Here is a 20,420-nt window from a genome sequence, read left to right as displayed (position 1 = left end):
TTTAAAGCATATAAACAAATTCATCGGGAAAAATATTTAAATAACTTCGCCAAAAAGGTCGAAATCATCGGAATTAACTACTTTTATCTGGTAAAAGTTACCAATAAGCAACCTATTCCCCGCGCGATTTATCAGCACTTCGGGATCAACCTCCGGTGAATCGAATTCAGTACGCCCTACGTAATAATCACCTTCTATACGATCGATGATCACTTTCATTTGCATCCCTACTTTCGCTGCGCTCAATTCTGCGGAGATACCCTGTTGGATATCCATCAGCTCATCGAGCCTTGCTTGCTTCACCTCTTGAGGGATAGAGTCCTCATAATGTTCGGCAGCGTAGGTTCCTTCCTCTTCCGAGTATGCAAAAGCACCCATTCTGTCGAAACGCGCTGTGCGTACAAACTCCTTCAACTCTTCAAAATCGGAGTCTGTTTCTCCCGGATGCCCTACCATTAAAGTAGTACGCAAATGTATGCCCGGAACTTCTTTCCGAAATTGTTCGATCAGCCGGTAGGTATCCTCTTTCGACACATGCCTGCGCATGCGCTCCAACATATGGTCACTGATGTGCTGCAAAGCGATATCCATATACTTGCAAACGTTATCACGTTCGCGCATCACACGGAAAAGATCTGTCGGGAAATGCGCCGGATAGGCATAATGCAAACGAATCCATTCCACGCCCGGAATATTAGAAATACGCTCGATCAATTCAGGTAACATCTGCTTCTTATAAAGGTCTACCCCATAATAGGTTAACTCCTGAGCAATCACCTGAAACTCTTTTACGCCTTTTGCAACCAGATACTTCACTTCATCCAAAATTTCTTCCATCGGACGAGACACATGCCGTCCCGTTATGATGGGAATGGCGCAATAAGAACATTTACGATCGCACCCCTCCGATATTTTCAGATAAGCATAATGCTGCGGAGTAGTTAGAGTTCGTTCTATATGCAATTCATCGTGATACGCTTTTCCTAAATCTTCCAACAACTCTTTCCAATTAAATTTCCCATAAAATTTATCTACTTGAGGAATCTCAATGGCAAGTTCTTTCAGATAACGTTCGGACAGGCAACCCATTACAAAGAGTTTTTCAAGGTTTCCCTCTTCCTTTTCCTGGGCAAACTCTAGGATCATATTAATAGACTCCTCCTTTGCATCGCCAATAAAACCGCACGTGTTGATCACGGCTATTTCACCCTTCGGCTTCTCCGCATCGTGAGTTACATCGTATCCCGCCTCTTCCAACTGACGCATCAGTTGCTCCGAATCTACCAAATTTTTAGAACACCCTAAGGTAATGATATCTATTGTTTTTCTTTTCATGAATTTTCTCCAAACAGGGAATCAACAAATTCTTTCTTACGGAACACCTGAAGGTCTTCCATGCCTTCCCCCAATCCGATGTACTTCACAGGGATTTTAAATTGATCCGAGATACCGATCACCACCCCTCCTTTTGCCGTACCGTCCAATTTCGTGATGGCCATTGCAGTCACTTCGGTAGCCAATGTGAACTGTTTAGCCTGTTCGAATGCATTCTGCCCGGTAGATCCATCGAGTACCAAAAGTACTTCATTCGGTGCATCCGGCACGACTTTCTTCATCACGTTTTTTATTTTAGTCAACTCGTTCATCAGTCCGACCTTATTGTGCAGACGACCGGCTGTGTCGATGATAACCACATCGGCATTATTGGTAACAGCAGAACTTAATGTATCATATGCCACCGAAGCCGGATCAGAACCCATCTGCTGTTTAATAACAGGAACCCCGACTCTATCACCCCAGATCACCAACTGTTCGACGGCAGCCGCACGGAAAGTATCAGCGGCACCCAGATATACAGATTTTCCCGCCTTTTTAAACTGATAAGCCAACTTACCGATAGTGGTGGTCTTTCCTACCCCATTGACACCTACCACCATGATGACATATGGCTTCTTGTCCACAGGGACATCAAAATCGGCAACATCTTCCGAGTTATTCTCCGTCAGCAAAGCAGCTATCTCATCCCGGAGGATAGTATTAAGTTCTTGAGTATTAACATACTTATCATTGGCAGCACGCTTTTCAATTCGTTTGATAATGTTCAATGTAGTCTCTACACCGACATCCGAAGTAATAAGCACTTCTTCCAGATTATCCAGAACTTCGTCGTCCACTTTCGACTTCCCTGCTACTGCACGGGCTATCTTGCTGAACACACTTTCTTTGGTTTTAGATAATCCTTTATCTAAAGTTTCCTTCTTTTCTTTTGAGAAAAAACTAAAAAATCCCATGATACTTGCTATTTGTATAATACATTATGCTACAAAGATATAATAAAGTAATGAAAAACTAAAAAGTGAAGCAAAGAAAATGAAAAATTATGTCCATGAGATAAACAAGCGTTTATTTTGACTCCGGGGAAAACCAATTATCCTCCTGAGATACTTGCTTTTCCTCCGAGGATTATTCATCCTGATCATCAAAAATGCACTTATCTTTATTTTAATATATATTTTATTGGTTCAAACTACCGTTCAAACTCTTTTTTCAGTTTCCTCCCTACCTTCTGATATACATGTTATTGCAGAGGCAGGGAGCGTTCAAAGTACCGTTCAAGTTTTTCACTGTTATTTTGCCCGCTTTTCGGTAAAAAAGAGGCAATAAAAAATCCTCTTATTGTCAACCAACAAGAGGATTTTTTATTACAGTAAAACTGCAATCTATTATTTCTTGAAAAAGTCTTGTACTTTCTCGTTAGGAACCATCTGTTCATCAAAAATGTAAGCACCGGTTTTCGGAGACTTAACCATTTTGATAACCTTAGTATAAGAACGACCTTCTTTAGATCCTTCGTGCAAACTTGCTACTGTCTTCTTTGCCATGGGTTATACTCTATCTTTTATTACTTAATTTCTTTGTGAACTGTTACTCTTTTCAGAATCGGGTTGTATTTCTTCAACTCAAGTCTTTCGGTAGTATTTTTTCTGTTTTTCGTTGTGATATAACGAGATGTTCCCGGCATACCGCTATCCTTGTGTTCTGTGCATTCCAGAATCACCTGTACTCTGTTACCTTTTGCTTTCTTTGCCATTGTTCAGTTTCTCCTCTACGTTTAGCCGATTACTTTAATGCTTTTCCAATCACAATAACCTTTAGCCACCGCTTCGTTCAGCGCAGCGTCCAGTCCCTTCTTGTTGATGACACGCAGACCATTAGCGCAAATGCTAAGGCTGATCCAACAATCCTGTTCTACATAGTAGAATTTCTTTCTAAACAAGTTCACATCAAAAGTTCTTTTAGTTCTTCTTTTTGAGTGTGAAACATTGTTGCCAATCATGGCCTTCTTTCCGGTAATTTGACAAATCTTCGACATTTCTATCTTATTTTATAGTTTTTATCTATACTTATTTCAAACAGAGCGCAAAGTAAGCACATTTATAGATAAAAAACAAGTAATTCTTAAAATAATTCGTTGTTTCACTACGTTTTTTCATTATTTCAGCAGTTCCAAAAGCAATAGCAGGGCATTATTTCCTGCTCTTTCAACATTCATCTCCCTTCCGCGATTCGTTTCCTGTTTCAAAGTAATAATTTCTTTTTTATAGGCAGCAGCAATCCAAACGGTACCTACCGGTTTTTCTTTTGTACCACCTCCGGGACCGGCAATGCCCGAAGTTGCAACTGCACAATTCGTTTTCAACGTATCCATCGCTCCCTTTACCATTTCTATGACAGTTTCTTCGCTCACAGCACCGCGTTCCTGAAGGGTAACGGACGAAACATGCAATAGTTCTTCCTTCACTTCATTCGAATAAGCCACGATTCCACCTTTAAAATATTCCGAACTTCCGGGAACAGAAGTCAGTCGGGCGGCAATGCTTCCTCCCGTACAGCTTTCCGCGGTGGATACGGTCAAATTCTTCTTTTTTAGAAGATTTCCAACAAGTATTTCAAGCGGGGTATCCTCTTCGTCAAAGATATCATCTCCTAATATTTCTTCCAGTTTACGACTCTCTTTTTCCAAAGCCAGCTTTACAGACAACCCATCTCTTCCCCTGCCCGTCAGACGCAACCGGATAATACCCAATTTCGGCAGGTAGGCCAGTTTTATGCATTCGGGCAGAGCAACTTCCCACGATTCAAGCTTTTCGGCAAGCACGGATTCGGGATAATTCTTCACTGTAAAAGTCTTATGCATAATCACATCCGTATCAAACTTCTCACGTAAACGAGGAAGAACTTCTTCAGTCATCACGGTTGTCATCTCCTGGGGCACACCGGGCATGGAAACCAATACCTTACCGTCTCTTTCGAACCAACTGACGGAAGCACTTCCTACCCGATTATTTATAACCAAGCAATCCTTTGGAACCATAGCTTGGCTTTTATTCAGCGCATTCATAGGAATCTTTCCTGCCAAAACGCGCTTAACATTTTCAAAAACCTCTTCGCTGAAAACCAACTCCGTACCAAAATAGGCACATAGAGTCTGTTTGGTTATATCGTCTTTGGTAGGGCCCAATCCACCAGTGACAAGCACGATATTAGCCCTATTCATCGCATCGTCCACAGCTTCCGTTATTTCGTCAGCACGGTCACGGACCGAAACGACTCGATGCACCTCAATACCTATTTTATTCAACTCGCGCCCCATCCAAGCGGAATTTGTATCAGTCACCTGCCCTATCAGTAATTCGTCACCGATAGTAATAATCTCTGCAAACATAGATAGTTCTCTAATATTATAAGGTCACGCGTGAATATGCCGGAAGGTCTATCGAGCAGAAATCCTTATCCAAATATTTGAAATAGCCTGTTATGGCAATCATTGCAGCATTATCAGTCGTATAGCTGAATTTAGGTATGAATATTTTCCAACCGTACTTTTCGGCATGTTCCCGGAAGGCATTCCTCAAGCCGTTATTGGCCGATACGCCTCCTGCCACCGCTACTTGATTGATTTTATATTGTTTGGCAGCTTTGCGAAGCTTATCCATCAGGATATCTACCACCGTTGCTTCCAGTGAAGCGGCCAGATCAACTTTATGATTTTCGATGAAATCAGGATCATCCTTCAACCAGTCACGCAAGGAATAAAGGAAGGAAGTCTTCAGCCCGCTGAAACTATAATCCAATCCCGGAATATGCGGTTTGCTAAAAGTATAGGCTTTCGGATTCCCCTGACGAGCCAGTTTATCGATAATCGGACCACCGGGATAACCAAGCCCCATGACCTTGGAACATTTATCAATCGCTTCTCCGGCAGCATCATCGATTGTCTGTCCCAGAATTTCCATATCATTGTATGCTTTCACCAAAACGATCTGAGAATTTCCACCCGATACGAGCAAGCAAAGGAAGGGAAATTCCGGCTGTACATTCTCTTCACCTTCCGCTTTAATAAAATGGGCTAAGACATGACCTGTCAGATGATTAACATCAATCATCGGAATATTAAGAGAACGTGCAAAACCTTTAGCAAACGAAACACCAACAAGTAACGAACCCATCAGCCCCGGACCACGAGTAAAAGCCACTGCACTCAGTTCTTCTTTCGTCACTCCGGCACGTTTCAATGCTTCATGAACCACCGGCACGATGTTCTGCTGATGCGCGCGCGAAGCTAGTTCGGGAACTACCCCCCCATATGCCTCATGCACAGCCTGACTGGATACCACATTCGACAGCAAATAACCATCCTTGATAACGGCTGCCGACGTATCATCACAAGAGGATTCGATTCCTAATATTATTGTACTCATAAGTTTTTGATGTTTAAACGGTGCAAAAGTAATGATAAAAGTAAGATTCGTAACGTAATATTTTATATTTTTGTTGGCTAAATTAAAGTAACCGCCTATCAGAACGCTGAAAAAGACTGTACGTTGGATACTCGGTATCGTACTGGGAGTATATATCGGGGTCATAGTTTTGTTGAACATACCATTTGTTCAACAGAAATTTGCTACGTTCGTAGCCCGAGAGCTTTCTCAGGTTATGGGTACCGAACTGACCATCGGACGTATAGATATGGGGCTTCTGAATCGAATCATCATCGACGACGTTCTACTGGATGACCGATCGGGAAAAGAGATGCTGAAAGTCACCCGGCTTTCTGCAAAATTCGAAATACTTCCTCTTTTTAAAGGTAAAATCACTATAAGTAGCGTGCAGCTATTCGGATTCAACATCAATCTGAATAAAAAAACACCGGATTCACCGCCAAACTTCAAATTCGTACTCGATGCATTTGCATCCAAAGACAGTTTGAAGAAAAAGAAGAATCTGGACTTGCGCATTAACTCAGTGTTAATCCGTCGTGGGAAATTAGCTTATGATGTACTCTCCGAAGAAGAAACTCCCGGCAAATTTAATGCTAAACATGTCCGTTTGCAGAATATTATTGCCAACATATCACTGAAAGCGTTACAAAACGACTCGGTGAATGCCTCGATCAAACGTTTGAGTGTGGATGAGCAATCCGGATTCGAGCTTAAGAAGCTAAGTCTTAAACTATTAGCTAACGAAAAGGCAATGGCAATAGAAAATTTTGCTATCGAGCTTCCCGGCACTTCATTCAAAATGGATACCATACGCATGGATTACGACAGCTTGAATGCCTTTAATGACTTTGCACAGAAGGTTCGTTTTTCCTTCCGTACACTTCCATCCTATATTACTTTGAAGGATATTTCTCCGTTTGTACCGGCTCTATCCAATTTTAAGGAGAAAATAGAAGTGGATGTAGACGTAAGCGGTACCATCAATCAATTAAACTGCTCTAAACTGGCAATAAACGCTGGAGAACAGTTTCAATTGCAAGGTGATGTTTCACTACAGGACTTGTCAAATCCAAGAGATGCCTTCGTTTTCGGTAAACTATCCAAATTATCAGCCAACACCCGAGGCATTGGATTCTTAGTGCGCAATCTGAGCAAAAACTACAATGGCGTACCTCCTGTTCTCGAACGATTGGGAGATATATCTTTCCACGGAGAAGTATCCGGTTACTTTACAGATCTGGTCACTTATGGCCAGTTCCGTACCAACCTCGGTTCCGTAAAAACGGACTTGAAACTAAGCTCCGACAAAATAAAAGGTTTGTTCGCCTATTCGGGAGCAGTGAAGACTAAAGAATTCGAACTTGGCGAATTGCTGGGAAATGAGAAGTTAGGAGAGATCACATTCAATCTCGATGTCAAAGGCGACCATTACGAAAAGCGTCCCCCTACCATCCTACTGAAAGGGCTGGTAGCAGCCATCGAATTCAGTAATTATAAATATGAGAACATTACCCTTGACGGAGAATACAAAAACGGTGGATTCAACGGAAAGGCCGCTTTGAATGACCCGAACGGTTCGGTCGCAATAAACGGTATTATAAACATGGCGGAGAAGGTTCCGACCTTTAACTTTACCGCTTCGGTCGATAAATTCCGCCCTCACGATTTGAATCTTACACCTAAATATGAAGACACGGAAATTTCCGTAAAACTGAAAGCAGACTTTAAAGGCGGCTCCATCGACCAGATGATAGGCGAGATCAATGTGGACAGCCTATTATTCACTGCCCCGGAGAAGAAATACTTTATGGATAACCTGCATGTGACTGCCACACGACAAGACGGAACCAACCGCCTTTCATTAACTTCGGAGTTCCTGACAGCCAATATAGAAGGACGATTCCTGTATCACACATTACCCGTCAGCATGCTGAATATAATGCGAAGATATGTTCCATCACTCATCTTACCGGGCAAGAAAACAATCGAAACAGACAATAACTTTAGTTTCGACATACATATATATAATACTGACTTTTTATCTACTATCTTTAATATACCTTTAACGGTTTATACCCATTCCACCGTCAAAGGCTACGTCAATGACCGTATGCAACGTGTTCAAGCTGAGGGATATTTTCCACGCTTACAATACAAGCAGAACTATATCGAATCCGGCTTATTGCTCTGCGAGAATGTAACCGATCAGCTTAAAGCTAAAATCCGGTTCACTAACTTGAAAAAGAACGGGGCTGTCAATATCTCCCTGGATGTGCAAGCAAAGGACGATCAGCTGAATACAAGAATAAACTGGGGTAATAATTCGGCCATTACCTATAGCGGTCAATTAGCTGCTGTAGCACAATTCCTGCGCACAGAAGGAGAAAAGCCACTTCTTAAAGCTATCGTGGACGTCAAACCGACAGATGTCATACTGAATGACACGCTTTGGCAGATCCATCCTTCACAAGTTGTAGTGGATTCGGGAAAAATCGATGTTAATGACTTCTATTTTAGCCATCGTGACCGTTATATCCGCATCAACGGACGCATATCGGACAATCCTGCAGACACCGTAAAAGTAAACCTGAAAGATATTAATATCGGGTATGTCTTCGATATCGCACGCATTTCCGATGATGTAAACTTTGAAGGTGACGCCACAGGCATGGCCTATGCCAGCGGCATACTAAAGAAACCAGGACTGGACGCACGCCTTTTCATCCGTAATTTCAAGTTGAACAATGCCTTGTTGGGTGATCTGAACGTTTATGGAGCATGGGATAATGATAAAAAAGGCATCTACCTCGACGCACATATACATGAAAAAGACTTCGCCAAAACTCATGTCGAAGGTATCATTTATCCCATAAAGCCAACCAGCGGACTCGATCTGAATATCAATGCGGAGAATCTTAACATTCAGTTTCTGGAACATTACATGCGCTCTATCGTACAAGATGTCAACGGACGTGCCACAGGCAAAGTACACTTTTATGGCAAATTCAAAGGACTTACACTGGATGGTGCTGTAATGACCGATGCTTCCATGAAATTCGACATTCTTAATACTTCGTTCGCCATCAAAGATACCATACGGCTGGCACCGGAGGGCATCACGTTCGATCACATACGCATAGCTGATCTGGAAGGACATCAAGGACGGATGAACGGCTACTTGCACTATGAACATTTTAAGAACATAAAATACCAATTCGACATACAGGTCAACAATATGTTGGTGATGAACACCCAAGAGTCTCCCGATTTCCCTTTTTATGGTACGGTATACGCTACGGGAAATGCATCGTTGTCCGGTAATGCACAGGATGGATTGGATGCAAACGTTGCACTGACGACCAACCGCAATACGAGTTTTACATATAGTATCGGTGCGGTAGCTCAAGCAACCAACAATCAGTTTATCAGGTTTGTCGATAAAACTCCCCGGCGTATCATACAAGACTCGGTACAAATATTATCCTATTATGAGCAAGCCCGGCAAAAAGAAGAAGAAAAAGAATCGAAAACAGACATCCGCCTAAATCTACTGGTAGATGCAACCCCGGATGCAACGATGAAGATCATCATGGATCCCATAGCTGGTGATTATATCAGCGGGCGCGGGTCGGGAAACATCCGTACGGAATTCTATAACAAAGGAGATGTCAAGATGTTCGGAAATTACCGAATCCAACAAGGTATCTATAAATTCAGCTTGCAGGAAGTGATCCGTAAGGATTTTATCATCAAAGACGGAAGTACCATCACTTTCAACGGGCCTCCGCTAGATGCTACCTTGGACATACAAGCTTCTTATACAGTGCCTTCAGCTTCATTGAACGATTTGATTCCCGATGCTTCGACGATTGTCCAACAACCTAATGTACGGGTAAACTGTATGATGAACCTTTCCGGTATCCTGCTCCGTCCAACCATAAAACTAGGCATTGAACTGCCTAACGAACGGGACGAAGTCCAGGCATTGGTACGAAATTATATCAGCACGGACGAGCAGATGAACATGCAGATACTTTATTTGTTGGGTATCGGAAAGTTTTATATGGAAAACAATACCGGAGAACGTCAAAGCTCCGATATGATGTCTTCCGTATTGTCATCTACCCTCTCCGGACAACTGAACAATATGTTATCACAAATCATCGACAACAATAACTGGAATATCGGTACCAATCTCAGTACGGGTGAAAAAGGTTGGACTGATATGGAAGTAGAAGGCATACTATCCGGTCAGTTGCTCAATAACCGACTTTTGATCAATGGTAATTTCGGATATAGGGACAACCCGATGGCAAATACCAACTTTGTAGGAGATTTCGAAGCAGAATGGTTACTGACACGTTCAGGGGACGTACGTCTTAAGGCTTATAACGAAACCAACGACCGGTATTACACAAAGACGAACCTAACGACCCAAGGCATCGGTATCCTCTTCAAAAAAGATTTCAACAAATGGAACGACTTACTTTTCTGGAATAAATGGAAACTTAAAAACTTGAAAAGGAAATTGGAAAAAGAACAAGAAAAGCAACAAGAAGTCCAAAAACGCGATTCCATCGGAACCAACAGCGCACAGTCAAAAGCTAAAAGGCAACGTTCGCCCGACACCAAACACATGTCAACTCGCATCTCTATTCTTTAAAATAACCTGCATATTCTCCAAAGCCCATCCGACAAGCGCTTCAATATGCGGTATGAGGCTCTGCCCTATCTCTGTCAGATGATATTCCACGCGCGGAGGAACTTCCGCATAAGCCTTTCTTTCCACTAAGCCGTCTGTTTCAAGTATACGCAGAGTAACGGCCAACATGCGCTGTGATATATCTTCAATGCATTTATGTATATCACTAAAACGCATGGTTCCATTTGCATTCAACGTAATGAGTACAAGCATTGACCACTTATCACCAAGCCTGCTCAACACATCCCTGACGGGACAATTTCCTGTAGGATGAAAATTTTTCATTTTTTAAGCTTTACTATTCTGTTGACTCTCAGCAATGGTTACTTCCACGTAAGTTCCTTATTCCGAGGTACGTTCTTGTTTATATAAATCAACTAATCTATATTTGCCGATACAAAAGTAATAAACTTACTAATAATAACTATTGTTTCATTTAATAATTAAAGTTATGGCAAAGAAAGTAGCTGTTTTAGCTGTCAATCCTGTTAACGGATGCGGTTTGTTCCAATATTTGGAAGCATTTTTCGAAAATCATATCCCTTACAAAGTATTTGCAGTGGCTGAAACAAAAGAAATCAAAACAAATTCAGGCATTACACTGCTCGCAGATGATGTAATTGCGAACCTGAAAGGTCATGTGGATGACTACGATGCCCTTGTTTTTGCATGTGGAGATGCCGTTCCGGTATTTAAGGATAATGCCGGCAAGCAATACAACCTTGATCTGATGGAAGTAATCAAGACATTCGGAGAAAAAGGAAAAATCATGATCGGACATTGTGCCGGAGCCATGTTATTCGATTTTGCAGGAATCACAAAAGGTAAAAAACTGGCAGTGCATCCACTTGCCAAACCGGCTATTCAGAATGGCGAAGCTACAGATGCCGAATCACAAGTAGACGGAAATTTCTACACCGCACAGGATGAGAACACTATTTGGACTATGATGCCGGAAATACTAAATGCCTTAAAGTAATTTTGTAAAGGAAATACCAATATATGTAATGCCCTCTATGAATATATGTAAAGGGACATTACATATATTGTAACAGTCCGTACGTCCTGTTCGGACAAATCATTGCAATATTGCATACCTTATTTGCTTACAATCTCTTTACCGAAGGGAGTCAATGCCAAACCTGCCAATTTGAAATGTTGTATGCCGAAAGGTAGCCCGATGATAGTGATACTTAAAAGAACACCAAAGGCTAAGTGCGAAAGACTGATCCATATGCCTCCCAGAAAAATCCATAAGATATTCATCAAGACACTCAGACATCCCCCTGAATCCGGACAGCTCCTCACCTCTTTTCCAAACGGACATAATGCTAACGAAGCCATTTTCAAGGTCTGTATTCCGAAAGGGATACCGATAATGGTAATCATCATCAAAAGGCTGGATATCAGATATTCAACAGCCATAAATATACCTCCCAAAAGAAGCCACAATATATTCATAAAAAGATTCATACTTTCAATATTAAGAATTAATTTGCCTACAAAGATAAATGTTTATCCCCAATACAAAAGAATTCTATCCATTCTATTATCAAATAATAAAAACGTACCTTTTTGTATGCAAAAGTACGTTCTTAACACATACTTAATTAGTACTTTAAAGCACTGTTAAAATACTAATTAAGTAATTTGATCTAACTATTTCTCCGTATGGTAAAAATCAGATGAACTTTCCGCTCGGATCGATCTTTACCTTTACCTCTGCCTCTCCCTGTTCCAATTCCAACAGATAGTAGTTGCCTTGAGGAGTTTCAAAATATTCTGCATCGTCAATAGTATAAGCACTATATTGTGATTCGGCCAATGCCTGTGTTATTGTAGCCGGAAGATCACTACGGTGAATATCCCATGAAGTAGACACCCAATTATTATCCTTATCGAACAGGACATCTTTACTTAGGTTGTCATGAATAATTTCAACTTCAATCATGCCATGCTCCATATCTGTCTCTACCAGACGGGAACCAGGGTATTTCTCATTAATGAAAGCAAGAATGATCTCCGGCAATTGAGAAGGCAGAAGATCCTCATGATCATTTCCACCGTCCATATCAGCAACTGCCTTTATCAGAATCCCTTCCGCGGAGTAATACAAGTCCATCTCTTGTTCGGAACCTTGAGATTTCTTTTCTACTTCAATTATATATATGGTTTCCATATCCGGGCGTTCCAATTTATCCACATCATCTACAGTCCAAGACATGTACTCGCTCTGCTCGAAAGCAGATTTCACAAGTTCGGGCAAACCGGCAAAAGGGATATCTGTTTCAGTCATATGCCATACACCGTCAGGGCTGAACCAAGCAGAAGCCTCATATGAGTTATCGTGAAAATCGGCAACATAATATCCGGATTTCGTCTCCCACTCTACCTGCGTTGCCGAAGGATACTTTTCAGCAAATGCACGTTGAGCTTCCTGAGGTACAGCAGGCTGGTTATCGTCATCACTACAGCTTTGCAAACCAATCACACACATTAAAGCCATCAAGGCCGAATAAATTTTCAATTTCATAGTCTTCAGCTTTTATTTATCAATATCGATCAAATTAAATTGCAAGTCAAACTTCAATTCCCATTTATTGGAAAGTTTTATTTCATAATCTTTCTTATCCCGTTCAATCTTAATAACCTGAGCATCGGGGTAGTTTTCAGCAACATACTTCTGAATAGCAGAAGGGATAACATCAACCGGAACCGAACTGTATTTGCAGTTCACCTCTTTCCAATTGCCTCGTTTATCAAACTCCACTTTATTGCCATTGGTGAAAATGACATCATAGTTCTTATCGAACCAATCACTTTCCATCTTGGCCATAGCCACCTTGCTATCTGCAAAATGTGTCTTTATAAATTGCTGTGCCGCCTGAGGCAACTGATCTATTTTTACTGGTTTATCATCATCAGCCCGGACTACAGACTGGATGGTAAACAAACAAACTAATAAAAGAATTAACTTTTTCATAATCATTGTTTTTAATATTATTTCTATCTTATCAATCCAAACCTTTTTTTAAACAGGTCCTTTATTTATGATGCAAAGATGAGAGATGAAACTGAAAAGAATTTGAAATTTCCTACATTTTGAATTATTTTTCTGATATCTCAAAGGAATGTTCCCCATCCTTAAAGTAATATTTAAGGCCGATGTGCTGTAACCGGCAAATAGAATCGACTATGGCGAGTCCCAATCCGGTAGAACCTTCTTTTTTATCACCCTGATAAAATCTTTCGAATATGCGCTTTTCGTCCAATGGCTGATTTATCCCGGTATTACGGAAAACAAAGTGTTGAGATGTCACCTCTATTTGAATATGTCCCCCCTCTACATTGTGTACGAATGAGTTCTTCAACAGATTAGTAACCAATACAATAGCAAGCGACTCATTCATCCGGATACGGAATGTGCCCTTTTCAGCCACTTCCGTCCTGATATTCCGATAAGCATACACCTCCTTATAATCATCCAGATAATCTTTGAGTATCGAATTCAATTCCAATTCCTTAGTCTCCGTAAACTGGCCATTATCGATCTTTGAAAGTAATAACAGCGATTTATTCAGTTTACTGATATGTTCCAATGTCTGGTGAGTCTTTATCAGTTCCTCCAATTGCGTTTCGTTAAGCGCATCATCATCCATTAACATCTCCAGGCGGTTCTGGCAGATGGCAAGAGGAGTTTGCATTTCATGAGAAGCATTCCCGATGAATTGTTTTTGTTGTTCAAACATTTGCTCGCTACGTTCCGTATTCTTTCTGACTGCATCGTTCAGTTTACGAAACTCTGTCACTTTAGTATCGTTTTTTAAAGGGCTGTTCGGCTGACCGATTCTATATTTATCAAGCCAATGCAACAAAACGTACAACGGACGCATATTCCTCTGAAACACCCACACATTCACAACAATAATCACAAGCAACAATGCTACATAAAGAAATAGCATCCAATCGCGGATAGCATCAATTAAATCCTTCTTCTCAATACTGGGAGTAGAAACCGTCAACTCGTAATAATGCCCGTTGTCATCTCTGAAAATAGTCGTAAGAATACGTGCAGGTTCCGTTTCCTCTTTCTCTACTATATATACCATAGAATCTTTATAAACGATATCCTCATGTATATCAGCATAATCGGACGTAACCTCCCTTAGGAAATACTGATTGTTCGACCCACTGTTTTTGGATGGCAGTTCTTCTCCCGCAAGTGCCCGGATGATAATTGTTTCCGAGTAATCTTCCAAGGAATCGTCCACTTCATCGTTTATCTCATCCATCATAGCCATATAGAAAAAGAAAGCCCAGACTCCCAATACGAGGGTCAAAAGAAGAGAGATGCGAATAATAATCCGGTAAATCAATTTCATACGCTTCTACTCCTCAACCATTTTGTAACCAAAACCATATACAGCTTTAAGCTCTGCGGTTGCCCCGGCATCTTTCAATTTTTTACGAAGATTCTTTATCTGGGCATAGATAAAGTCAAAATTGTCCACCTGGTCGATATGATCTCCCCAAACCGATTCGGCAAGGGTTGTTTTGTTGACCAACCGGCCGGGGCGATTGATGAAATAGAGAAGAATATTGTATTCCTTCCGGTTGAGTTCTATCTCTTTTTCATCGACCAATACCTGAAACTTGTCCGGAATCACACGGATATTGCCCAAACGAATATCCATTTCTCCATCATTATGCTGACGACGGATCACACTCTTAATCCGTGCATTCAATTCCGCCAGGTGAAAAGGTTTCGGCAGATAATCATCGGCCCCTAATTCCAATCCTAACACCTTGTCTTCCAAAGAATCCTTGGCGGAAATGATAATTACATTTTCCCGTTTATGCATATCTTTCAGCTTCTCAAGCAGATCGAGCCCACTGCCGTCGGGCAACATGATATCCAATAAGACGCAATCATAATCATAATCTTCAATTTTACGAAGAGCAGATATAAAATCACCCGCTACTTCCACCACGTAACGTTCTTTTTCCAATGAACGTTGTATAAGTTCGCGTAACGAAGGCTCGTCTTCAACAATTAATATCTTCATATCACTTCATTATTTTGGAGGTTATTCAATAATATTACATACAAAGAAACCGATACTTTCTGAAATAAAGTTGAAATCACTCTATTATTTTTCGATATTTTCATTAACTTTACCGCACTGAATTAACCGAATATTCACTAAAAAAGTTTTAGAAACGATGATTAAAAGAGAAAAAAGCATTGAACTGCTCAACAAAGCAGTTGCCGATGAAATGACCGCTGTCAATCAGTACATGTATTTTCATTTCCGCCTTGACGATATGGGTTACGATCTTCTTTCCAACTACTTCAAGCGTACGGCTATTACGGAAATGATGCACGTAGAGCTTTTGGCAGAACGTATTCTATTTCTGAAAGGCGAAGTAGAAATGAAGTGTTCTGAACCCGTAGAGAAAATTCACGATGTAAAAGCGATGCTTGAAAAAGCAGTAGAAATGGAAAGCGGTAGCGTGGAGGATTATAATAAATGGGCAAACGAATGTGCGCAACACGCTGACTCTGCCACAAAGAAAGTATTCGAGAATCTGGTTGTTCAGGAAGAAGAACATCTCGACAGATTTGAAACAGAAATTGATAACTTGGCAAAATTCGGAGATAATTATCTGGCATTACAATCTATCGAACGTAGCAAAGTGGTTTCAGCAGGTATTCCGGCTGCAGAATAAATCAATCCTGTTAATTCATACTGTCTTTATCAGAAAAAAGAAAATAAAAGATAGTTTTTAACAACTTTGAAGAATATAACAATCCCCGGATTTTCCTCAACACTATTACAGAGGCAAATCCGGGGATTATCTTTTCTATGTGATGTTTCCCAATCCTAAAAGATTACTTCAGTTATTAAGTACCAAACATAAATGTAACCTTTACAAAAGACTGTTTAATAAGAACGTGCAAATATCACCCTGCAAGCAGAAGGTTTCCCGGTAACCATACATTTACCCGGTTCTTTATCGCCTTCCACCATCGATTCGAACGGAATACAACGGATGGTAGCCTTGGTTTCTTCCTTAATCTTCTCCTCCGTTTCAGTCGTACCGTCCCAGTGAGCGAGAATAAAGCCGCCTTTTTCGATCTCCTCTTTGAATTCTTCGTAAGTATCCACACTCTTGGTCAGTGATTGACGGTGATTCAAAGCTTTCCGGTAAATATTAGCCTGAATATCTTCAAGTAACTTCTGGACGTATGTTTCAATGCCCTCGCAAGAAATCGTTTCTTTCTCCAACGTGTCACGGCGCATAACCTCCATCGTATTGTTTTCCAAATCGCGACCACCCATAACAAGACGCACAGGTACCCCCTTCAGCTCATAATCAGCGAATTTAAAGCCCGGACGTTTGTTATCGGCATTGTCATATTTCACAGAAATACCCAATGCTTTTAGTTTGGCAACAATACCTTCAACTTTAGTATCGATCTGTTTCAACTGTTCTTCGCTCTTATAGATAGGGACGATAACCACCTGAATCGGAGCCAGATGTGGAGGCAATACCAACCCGTTGTCATCGGAATGAGTCATGATCAAAGCACCCATCAGGCGAGTAGAAACGCCCCATGAAGTAGCCCATACATATTCCATTTTATTTTCTTTATTCACGAACTGCACATCGAATGCCTTGGCAAAGTTCTGTCCTAGGAAATGAGACGTACCGCTTTGTAAAGCTTTTCCATCCTGCATCATAGCCTCGATGGTATAAGTATCGAGCGCACCCGCAAAACGTTCATTTGCAGACTTCACTCCTTTTACAACCGGGACAGCCATGTATTTTTCTGCAAACTCGGCATATACATTCAACATACGTACAGCTTCCGCTTCCGCTTCCTCACGGGTGGCATGTGCCGTATGACCTTCTTGCCACAAGAATTCGGCAGTACGTAGGAAAAGACGGGTACGCATTTCCCAACGCATCACATTGGCCCATTGATTGCACAAGATAGGCAGATCGCGATAAGAGTTGATCCAATTCTTATAAGTATTCCAGATGATTGTCTCCGAAGTCGGACGAATAATAAGCTCCTCTTCAAGTTTGGCTTCCGGATCGACCACGACCCCTTTACCATCAGGAGAGTTTTTCAAGCGGTGATGGGTTACCACTGCACATTCCTTAGCAAAGCCCTCTACATGTTCTGCCTCACGGCTGAGAAAAGATTTCGGGATTAAAAGCGGGAAGTAAGCATTGACGTGACCGGTTTCCTTAAACATATCATCCAGCTGACGTTGCATCTTCTCCCAAATAGCGTATCCGTAAGGTTTGATCACCATACATCCACGCACAGCCGACTGTTCTGCCAAATCGGCTTTTACCACCAAATCATTATACCACTGCGAATAGTTCTCGCTACGTTTGGTAAGGTCTTTCAGTTCTTTTGCCATTATATTATTGTATTTAAAATTTTCCTGATTCGCTAAAACAGGCGCAAAAATACTAAAAATAGGCTTTAGTATGTCTATTCTTCTATATTATTTTGACAATGAAAGTTGTTATGTATGAGTGATGCCTTACTTCACCGGTTCTTTGATTCCTAAACCAAAGAGAGCAAAACCTCATATAACGATTTTAAATACTTATTTTTAACATTCCACTTATAATTAATAAATTCTACATTATTCTGCTATGGAGAAAGCGATTTCCTTTTATAATCCAATCGTAACAGTAAAAATCAAACTCTTTCATTTTATGTTAATGACTTTGAAATCTCTTTTCATAATAATCTCTAAGAAACAGTTGTTTATAATAAAAAAACTACCTATATTTGCGATTAGTCAATATTTACTTAAACAATTGTGAATGCCATTAAAAACATCCTCTCTATAACGTATAGAAATGTATTCTGAGTTTAATATTATATATAGAAAAATATTCTTCTCTGATTGATTTAATCATTCCCATATAGAAAAAAGCAATGTATTATCTAATAAAAATTTAATAGTATACAAATGAAAAATTTATTTATTCTAACAACAGTTTTCACTGTATTTCTTCTTCAATCATGTAGAGAAGATGAAATAAGACAATCTCCAAAAGTAGTGTTTACAATAGACTACTCTTTCTCTTCCGGATGCATGACAAGAAATACCGTCAATGATGAGATTTATAACAAATTCTTTGAAGATCATATCAAGACAAGAGAAATAACACCTAAGCATTATTATATTACTTTTACTAACGAGGAAACAAAACAAATGACAAAAGTATCTGGAATATGGAATGATAAGAGTCTGATCAGACTAACTGAAGGCAATTACATTGTTGATGGAGAATCAGTCAATAAAAGTCAGTTACATTATGTAATGGATTCTTTGGTACTCTCCTTTAACGATAATATCGAAATAAATAAAAGCACCGAAAATATCAATATAAAAGCGGGATACAATTGTTCACTAATATTCTTTAATGCAAAGGATATAAAAAAAGTTCGTTATTACGCCCAAAATATTTATACTACCATAGACGACTATTTACAATCCATTGACGGATATTTTTATGGTTTCGTAACAAAACTTCCTTCTTATGAAACTTCATATATAGAAATAACAAGAAAAAATGATAAAGTAATATTAATACATACCGCAGGACTAGGCCTAGAAAATGGCAAATACTACTTTTTTAATGACATGACTGGTGGCTTTGATTTAGAACCGATGACTCCAGGTAATTAACAGTTATTTTACTTTCGATACAAAAAGGTTTGTCAATCTAATTTAAATATTACCCACTACCCTTATACATAACAAAGGTACAACAGTGGGACAAAGATTCTTTTTGTTATTAAACATGCACAAAAAAGCCCCACCTTTTCAGGCAGGGCTACAAGCCAATACTTAGTAATCGTCAAAAAACAAAAGCAGCAGCTTGGGTTATCTTCTTCCCTATATCGTTCAATGCTGTGGATAATATTTTAAGCTCACCTTCATTGAACTTGACAGGCTTACCATTCACAAGGCTACCGTTTAGACGCTGGTAAAACCATTGTGGTGATTTCTTAAAGTAAGTCTTAACAAGGGCTGAAACCGAAATAAAAGGAAGCACAGATTCCAACTTGTCTCTCAATAACAGTTCATCGGCTTCTTTGTTGGTATCCTTAATACATTCTAACATGCCCTCGGAGAACCTATCAATATCTCTATCCACAAGGGATTTGACTTCCTTATCTATAGCTTCAATCTCAGCATCGGTAATGGCATTGACAAAACGTTCTTTTAATCTTTCTATATCCGCTTTCATAATTACTCTGATTAAGCCTCCCTATATTTCAAGGGAGGCGGTTTATTAATCCATTTCTTTAAGCTTTTCGGTCAACTTATCAATCTGATAATCCAAATTCTTTTTGGTAATGACCTCTGGCTTTTAATTCTTTGTAGTAACGAAGGTAGAACAATAATTCTCTTTCGAGCCTTTTCCTTTCTTTACTAACCGGTTTATCACTCATAATGCTTTTGTTTTTTGACTCTACAAAGACAATAACAATATTGTAATTATGCAAATATATCAATAACCTTTTTGCTATAGCAAACTTCCCTATCTTTTAACTTACCTACTAGGTCTCCGATCTCTAAAGTATCCCAGATTGTTACACGCCTTGCGGCATTGACGTACTAAATCTTCGCACTGATCTAATATTCTTCGTTTTTTTATTTTAAGGCTTCGCGTTAGGTCTTCATCTGTTACGTATATATTCTAGATAATTACCGAACTATCCAATTGTGAGTAATTCTAATACGGACGTTATACGTACCATCAGCGCGTTTATTCTGGACTTCGGGGTTAAATGTAGCCATTGCCGTAAATTATATGTCAACAATTCAACTGAGAATGTACGTAAAAGCACGGACAAAAAACATAAATAGGTAAAAAGAAAACGCCTAATA

General features: G+C 40.0%; 20 protein-coding genes. 4 read left to right on the top strand and 16 right to left on the bottom strand.

Annotated elements, in window-relative coordinates:
* Nucleotides 1-36 precede the first annotated feature (36 nt).
* The 7 genes from rimO to tsaD all read right to left on the bottom strand — a co-directional run bounded on the left by rimO (nucleotide 37) and on the right by tsaD (nucleotide 5,762).
* Nucleotides 37-1,335, bottom strand: coding sequence for a 30S ribosomal protein S12 methylthiotransferase RimO (rimO, locus tag H8744_RS14320; protein WP_262435479.1), 1,299 nt, complete (start codon nucleotides 1,333-1,335; stop codon nucleotides 37-39).
* A complete protein-coding gene (ftsY, locus tag H8744_RS14315) occupies nucleotides 1,332-2,291 on the bottom strand; it encodes a signal recognition particle-docking protein FtsY (RefSeq protein ID WP_262435478.1) in 960 nt (319 codons plus the stop codon). Before ftsY ends, rimO begins: the two co-directional genes overlap by 4 nt.
* Before the next feature lie 432 nt (nucleotides 2,292-2,723).
* Nucleotides 2,724-2,882 (bottom strand): DUF4295 domain-containing protein, encoded by a 159-nt coding sequence (locus H8744_RS14310; RefSeq protein WP_002560156.1) that lies wholly within the window; start codon nucleotides 2,880-2,882, stop codon nucleotides 2,724-2,726.
* Between the two features lie 20 nt (nucleotides 2,883-2,902).
* Nucleotides 2,903-3,091, bottom strand: coding sequence for a 50S ribosomal protein L33 (gene rpmG, locus H8744_RS14305; RefSeq protein ID WP_002560155.1), 189 nt, complete (start codon nucleotides 3,089-3,091; stop codon nucleotides 2,903-2,905).
* A gap of 21 nt (nucleotides 3,092-3,112) precedes the next feature.
* Nucleotides 3,113-3,373 (bottom strand): 50S ribosomal protein L28, encoded by a 261-nt coding sequence (gene rpmB, locus H8744_RS14300; RefSeq protein WP_262435477.1) that lies wholly within the window; start codon nucleotides 3,371-3,373, stop codon nucleotides 3,113-3,115.
* A 120-nt stretch (nucleotides 3,374-3,493) separates the two neighbouring features.
* The gene (locus tag H8744_RS14295) at nucleotides 3,494-4,726 is read right to left on the bottom strand and encodes a CinA family nicotinamide mononucleotide deamidase-related protein (RefSeq protein WP_262435476.1); all 1,233 of its coding nucleotides are present in this window, start codon (nucleotides 4,724-4,726) and stop codon (nucleotides 3,494-3,496) included.
* Nucleotides 4,727-4,742: 16 nt separating this feature from the next.
* On the bottom strand, nucleotides 4,743-5,762 hold the full coding sequence (tsaD, locus tag H8744_RS14290; RefSeq protein WP_262435475.1) for a tRNA (adenosine(37)-N6)-threonylcarbamoyltransferase complex transferase subunit TsaD: 1,020 nt from the start codon (nucleotides 5,760-5,762) through the stop codon (nucleotides 4,743-4,745).
* Between the two features lie 235 nt (nucleotides 5,763-5,997).
* On the opposite strand from tsaD, the gene H8744_RS14285 reads away from it, so the two are divergent.
* Entirely contained in the window at nucleotides 5,998-10,446 is a 4,449-nt protein-coding gene (locus H8744_RS14285) for a translocation/assembly module TamB domain-containing protein (protein ID WP_305067506.1), read from the top strand.
* On the opposite strand, the gene H8744_RS14280 is transcribed toward H8744_RS14285, so the two are convergent.
* Nucleotides 10,423-10,770, bottom strand: coding sequence for a winged helix-turn-helix transcriptional regulator (locus H8744_RS14280; protein WP_262435473.1), 348 nt, complete (start codon nucleotides 10,768-10,770; stop codon nucleotides 10,423-10,425). The two genes, H8744_RS14285 and H8744_RS14280, sit on opposite strands and share 24 nt — an antisense overlap.
* Nucleotides 10,771-10,936: 166 nt before the next feature.
* Between H8744_RS14280 and H8744_RS14275 the strand changes: the two genes are divergently transcribed.
* The gene (locus H8744_RS14275) at nucleotides 10,937-11,464 is read left to right on the top strand and encodes a DJ-1/PfpI family protein (protein ID WP_262435472.1); all 528 of its coding nucleotides are present in this window, start codon (nucleotides 10,937-10,939) and stop codon (nucleotides 11,462-11,464) included.
* 119 nt (nucleotides 11,465-11,583) lie between these two features.
* Here H8744_RS14275 and H8744_RS14270 read toward each other — a convergent pair whose 3' ends face one another.
* The 5 genes from H8744_RS14270 to H8744_RS14250 all read right to left on the bottom strand — a co-directional run bounded on the left by H8744_RS14270 (nucleotide 11,584) and on the right by H8744_RS14250 (nucleotide 15,551).
* Nucleotides 11,584-11,958, bottom strand: coding sequence for a YccF domain-containing protein (locus H8744_RS14270; RefSeq protein ID WP_305067383.1), 375 nt, complete (start codon nucleotides 11,956-11,958; stop codon nucleotides 11,584-11,586).
* A 208-nt stretch (nucleotides 11,959-12,166) separates the two neighbouring features.
* Complete coding sequence (locus tag H8744_RS14265; protein WP_262435470.1) at nucleotides 12,167-13,018, bottom strand: PepSY-like domain-containing protein; 852 nt, start codon at nucleotides 13,016-13,018, stop codon at nucleotides 12,167-12,169.
* Nucleotides 13,019-13,030: 12 nt separating this feature from the next.
* A complete protein-coding gene (locus H8744_RS14260) occupies nucleotides 13,031-13,468 on the bottom strand; it encodes a PepSY-like domain-containing protein (protein ID WP_262435469.1) in 438 nt (145 codons plus the stop codon).
* Between the two features lie 124 nt (nucleotides 13,469-13,592).
* The gene (locus tag H8744_RS14255) at nucleotides 13,593-14,867 is read right to left on the bottom strand and encodes a sensor histidine kinase (RefSeq protein WP_262435468.1); all 1,275 of its coding nucleotides are present in this window, start codon (nucleotides 14,865-14,867) and stop codon (nucleotides 13,593-13,595) included.
* Between the two features lie 6 nt (nucleotides 14,868-14,873).
* Entirely contained in the window at nucleotides 14,874-15,551 is a 678-nt protein-coding gene (locus tag H8744_RS14250; RefSeq protein ID WP_262435467.1) for a response regulator transcription factor, read from the bottom strand.
* Between the two features lie 157 nt (nucleotides 15,552-15,708).
* Between H8744_RS14250 and H8744_RS14245 the strand changes: the two genes are divergently transcribed.
* Nucleotides 15,709-16,215, top strand: coding sequence for a bacterioferritin (locus tag H8744_RS14245; RefSeq protein WP_262435466.1), 507 nt, complete (start codon nucleotides 15,709-15,711; stop codon nucleotides 16,213-16,215).
* Between the two features lie 215 nt (nucleotides 16,216-16,430).
* Here H8744_RS14245 and proS read toward each other — a convergent pair whose 3' ends face one another.
* Nucleotides 16,431-17,924 (bottom strand): proline--tRNA ligase, encoded by a 1,494-nt coding sequence (proS, locus tag H8744_RS14240; protein WP_262435465.1) that lies wholly within the window; start codon nucleotides 17,922-17,924, stop codon nucleotides 16,431-16,433.
* Nucleotides 17,925-18,488: 564 nt separating this feature from the next.
* On the opposite strand from proS, the gene H8744_RS14235 reads away from it, so the two are divergent.
* Complete coding sequence (locus tag H8744_RS14235; protein ID WP_262435464.1) at nucleotides 18,489-19,211, top strand: hypothetical protein; 723 nt, start codon at nucleotides 18,489-18,491, stop codon at nucleotides 19,209-19,211.
* 172 nt (nucleotides 19,212-19,383) lie between these two features.
* Here H8744_RS14235 and H8744_RS14230 read toward each other — a convergent pair whose 3' ends face one another.
* Nucleotides 19,384-19,776: a DUF5053 domain-containing protein gene (locus H8744_RS14230; protein ID WP_262435463.1), complete on the bottom strand. Its 393-nt coding sequence runs from the start codon at nucleotides 19,774-19,776 to the stop codon at nucleotides 19,384-19,386.
* A 79-nt stretch (nucleotides 19,777-19,855) separates the two neighbouring features.
* Nucleotides 19,856-19,981 (bottom strand): hypothetical protein, encoded by a 126-nt coding sequence (locus H8744_RS14225; protein WP_262435462.1) that lies wholly within the window; start codon nucleotides 19,979-19,981, stop codon nucleotides 19,856-19,858.
* Between the last annotated feature and the right edge of the window lie 439 nt (nucleotides 19,982-20,420).

Source organism: Jilunia laotingensis (assembly GCF_014385165.1).
GTDB classification, from domain to species: domain Bacteria; phylum Bacteroidota; class Bacteroidia; order Bacteroidales; family Bacteroidaceae; genus Bacteroides; species Bacteroides laotingensis.
This window is presented reverse-complemented; position numbering and strand designations above follow the sequence as displayed.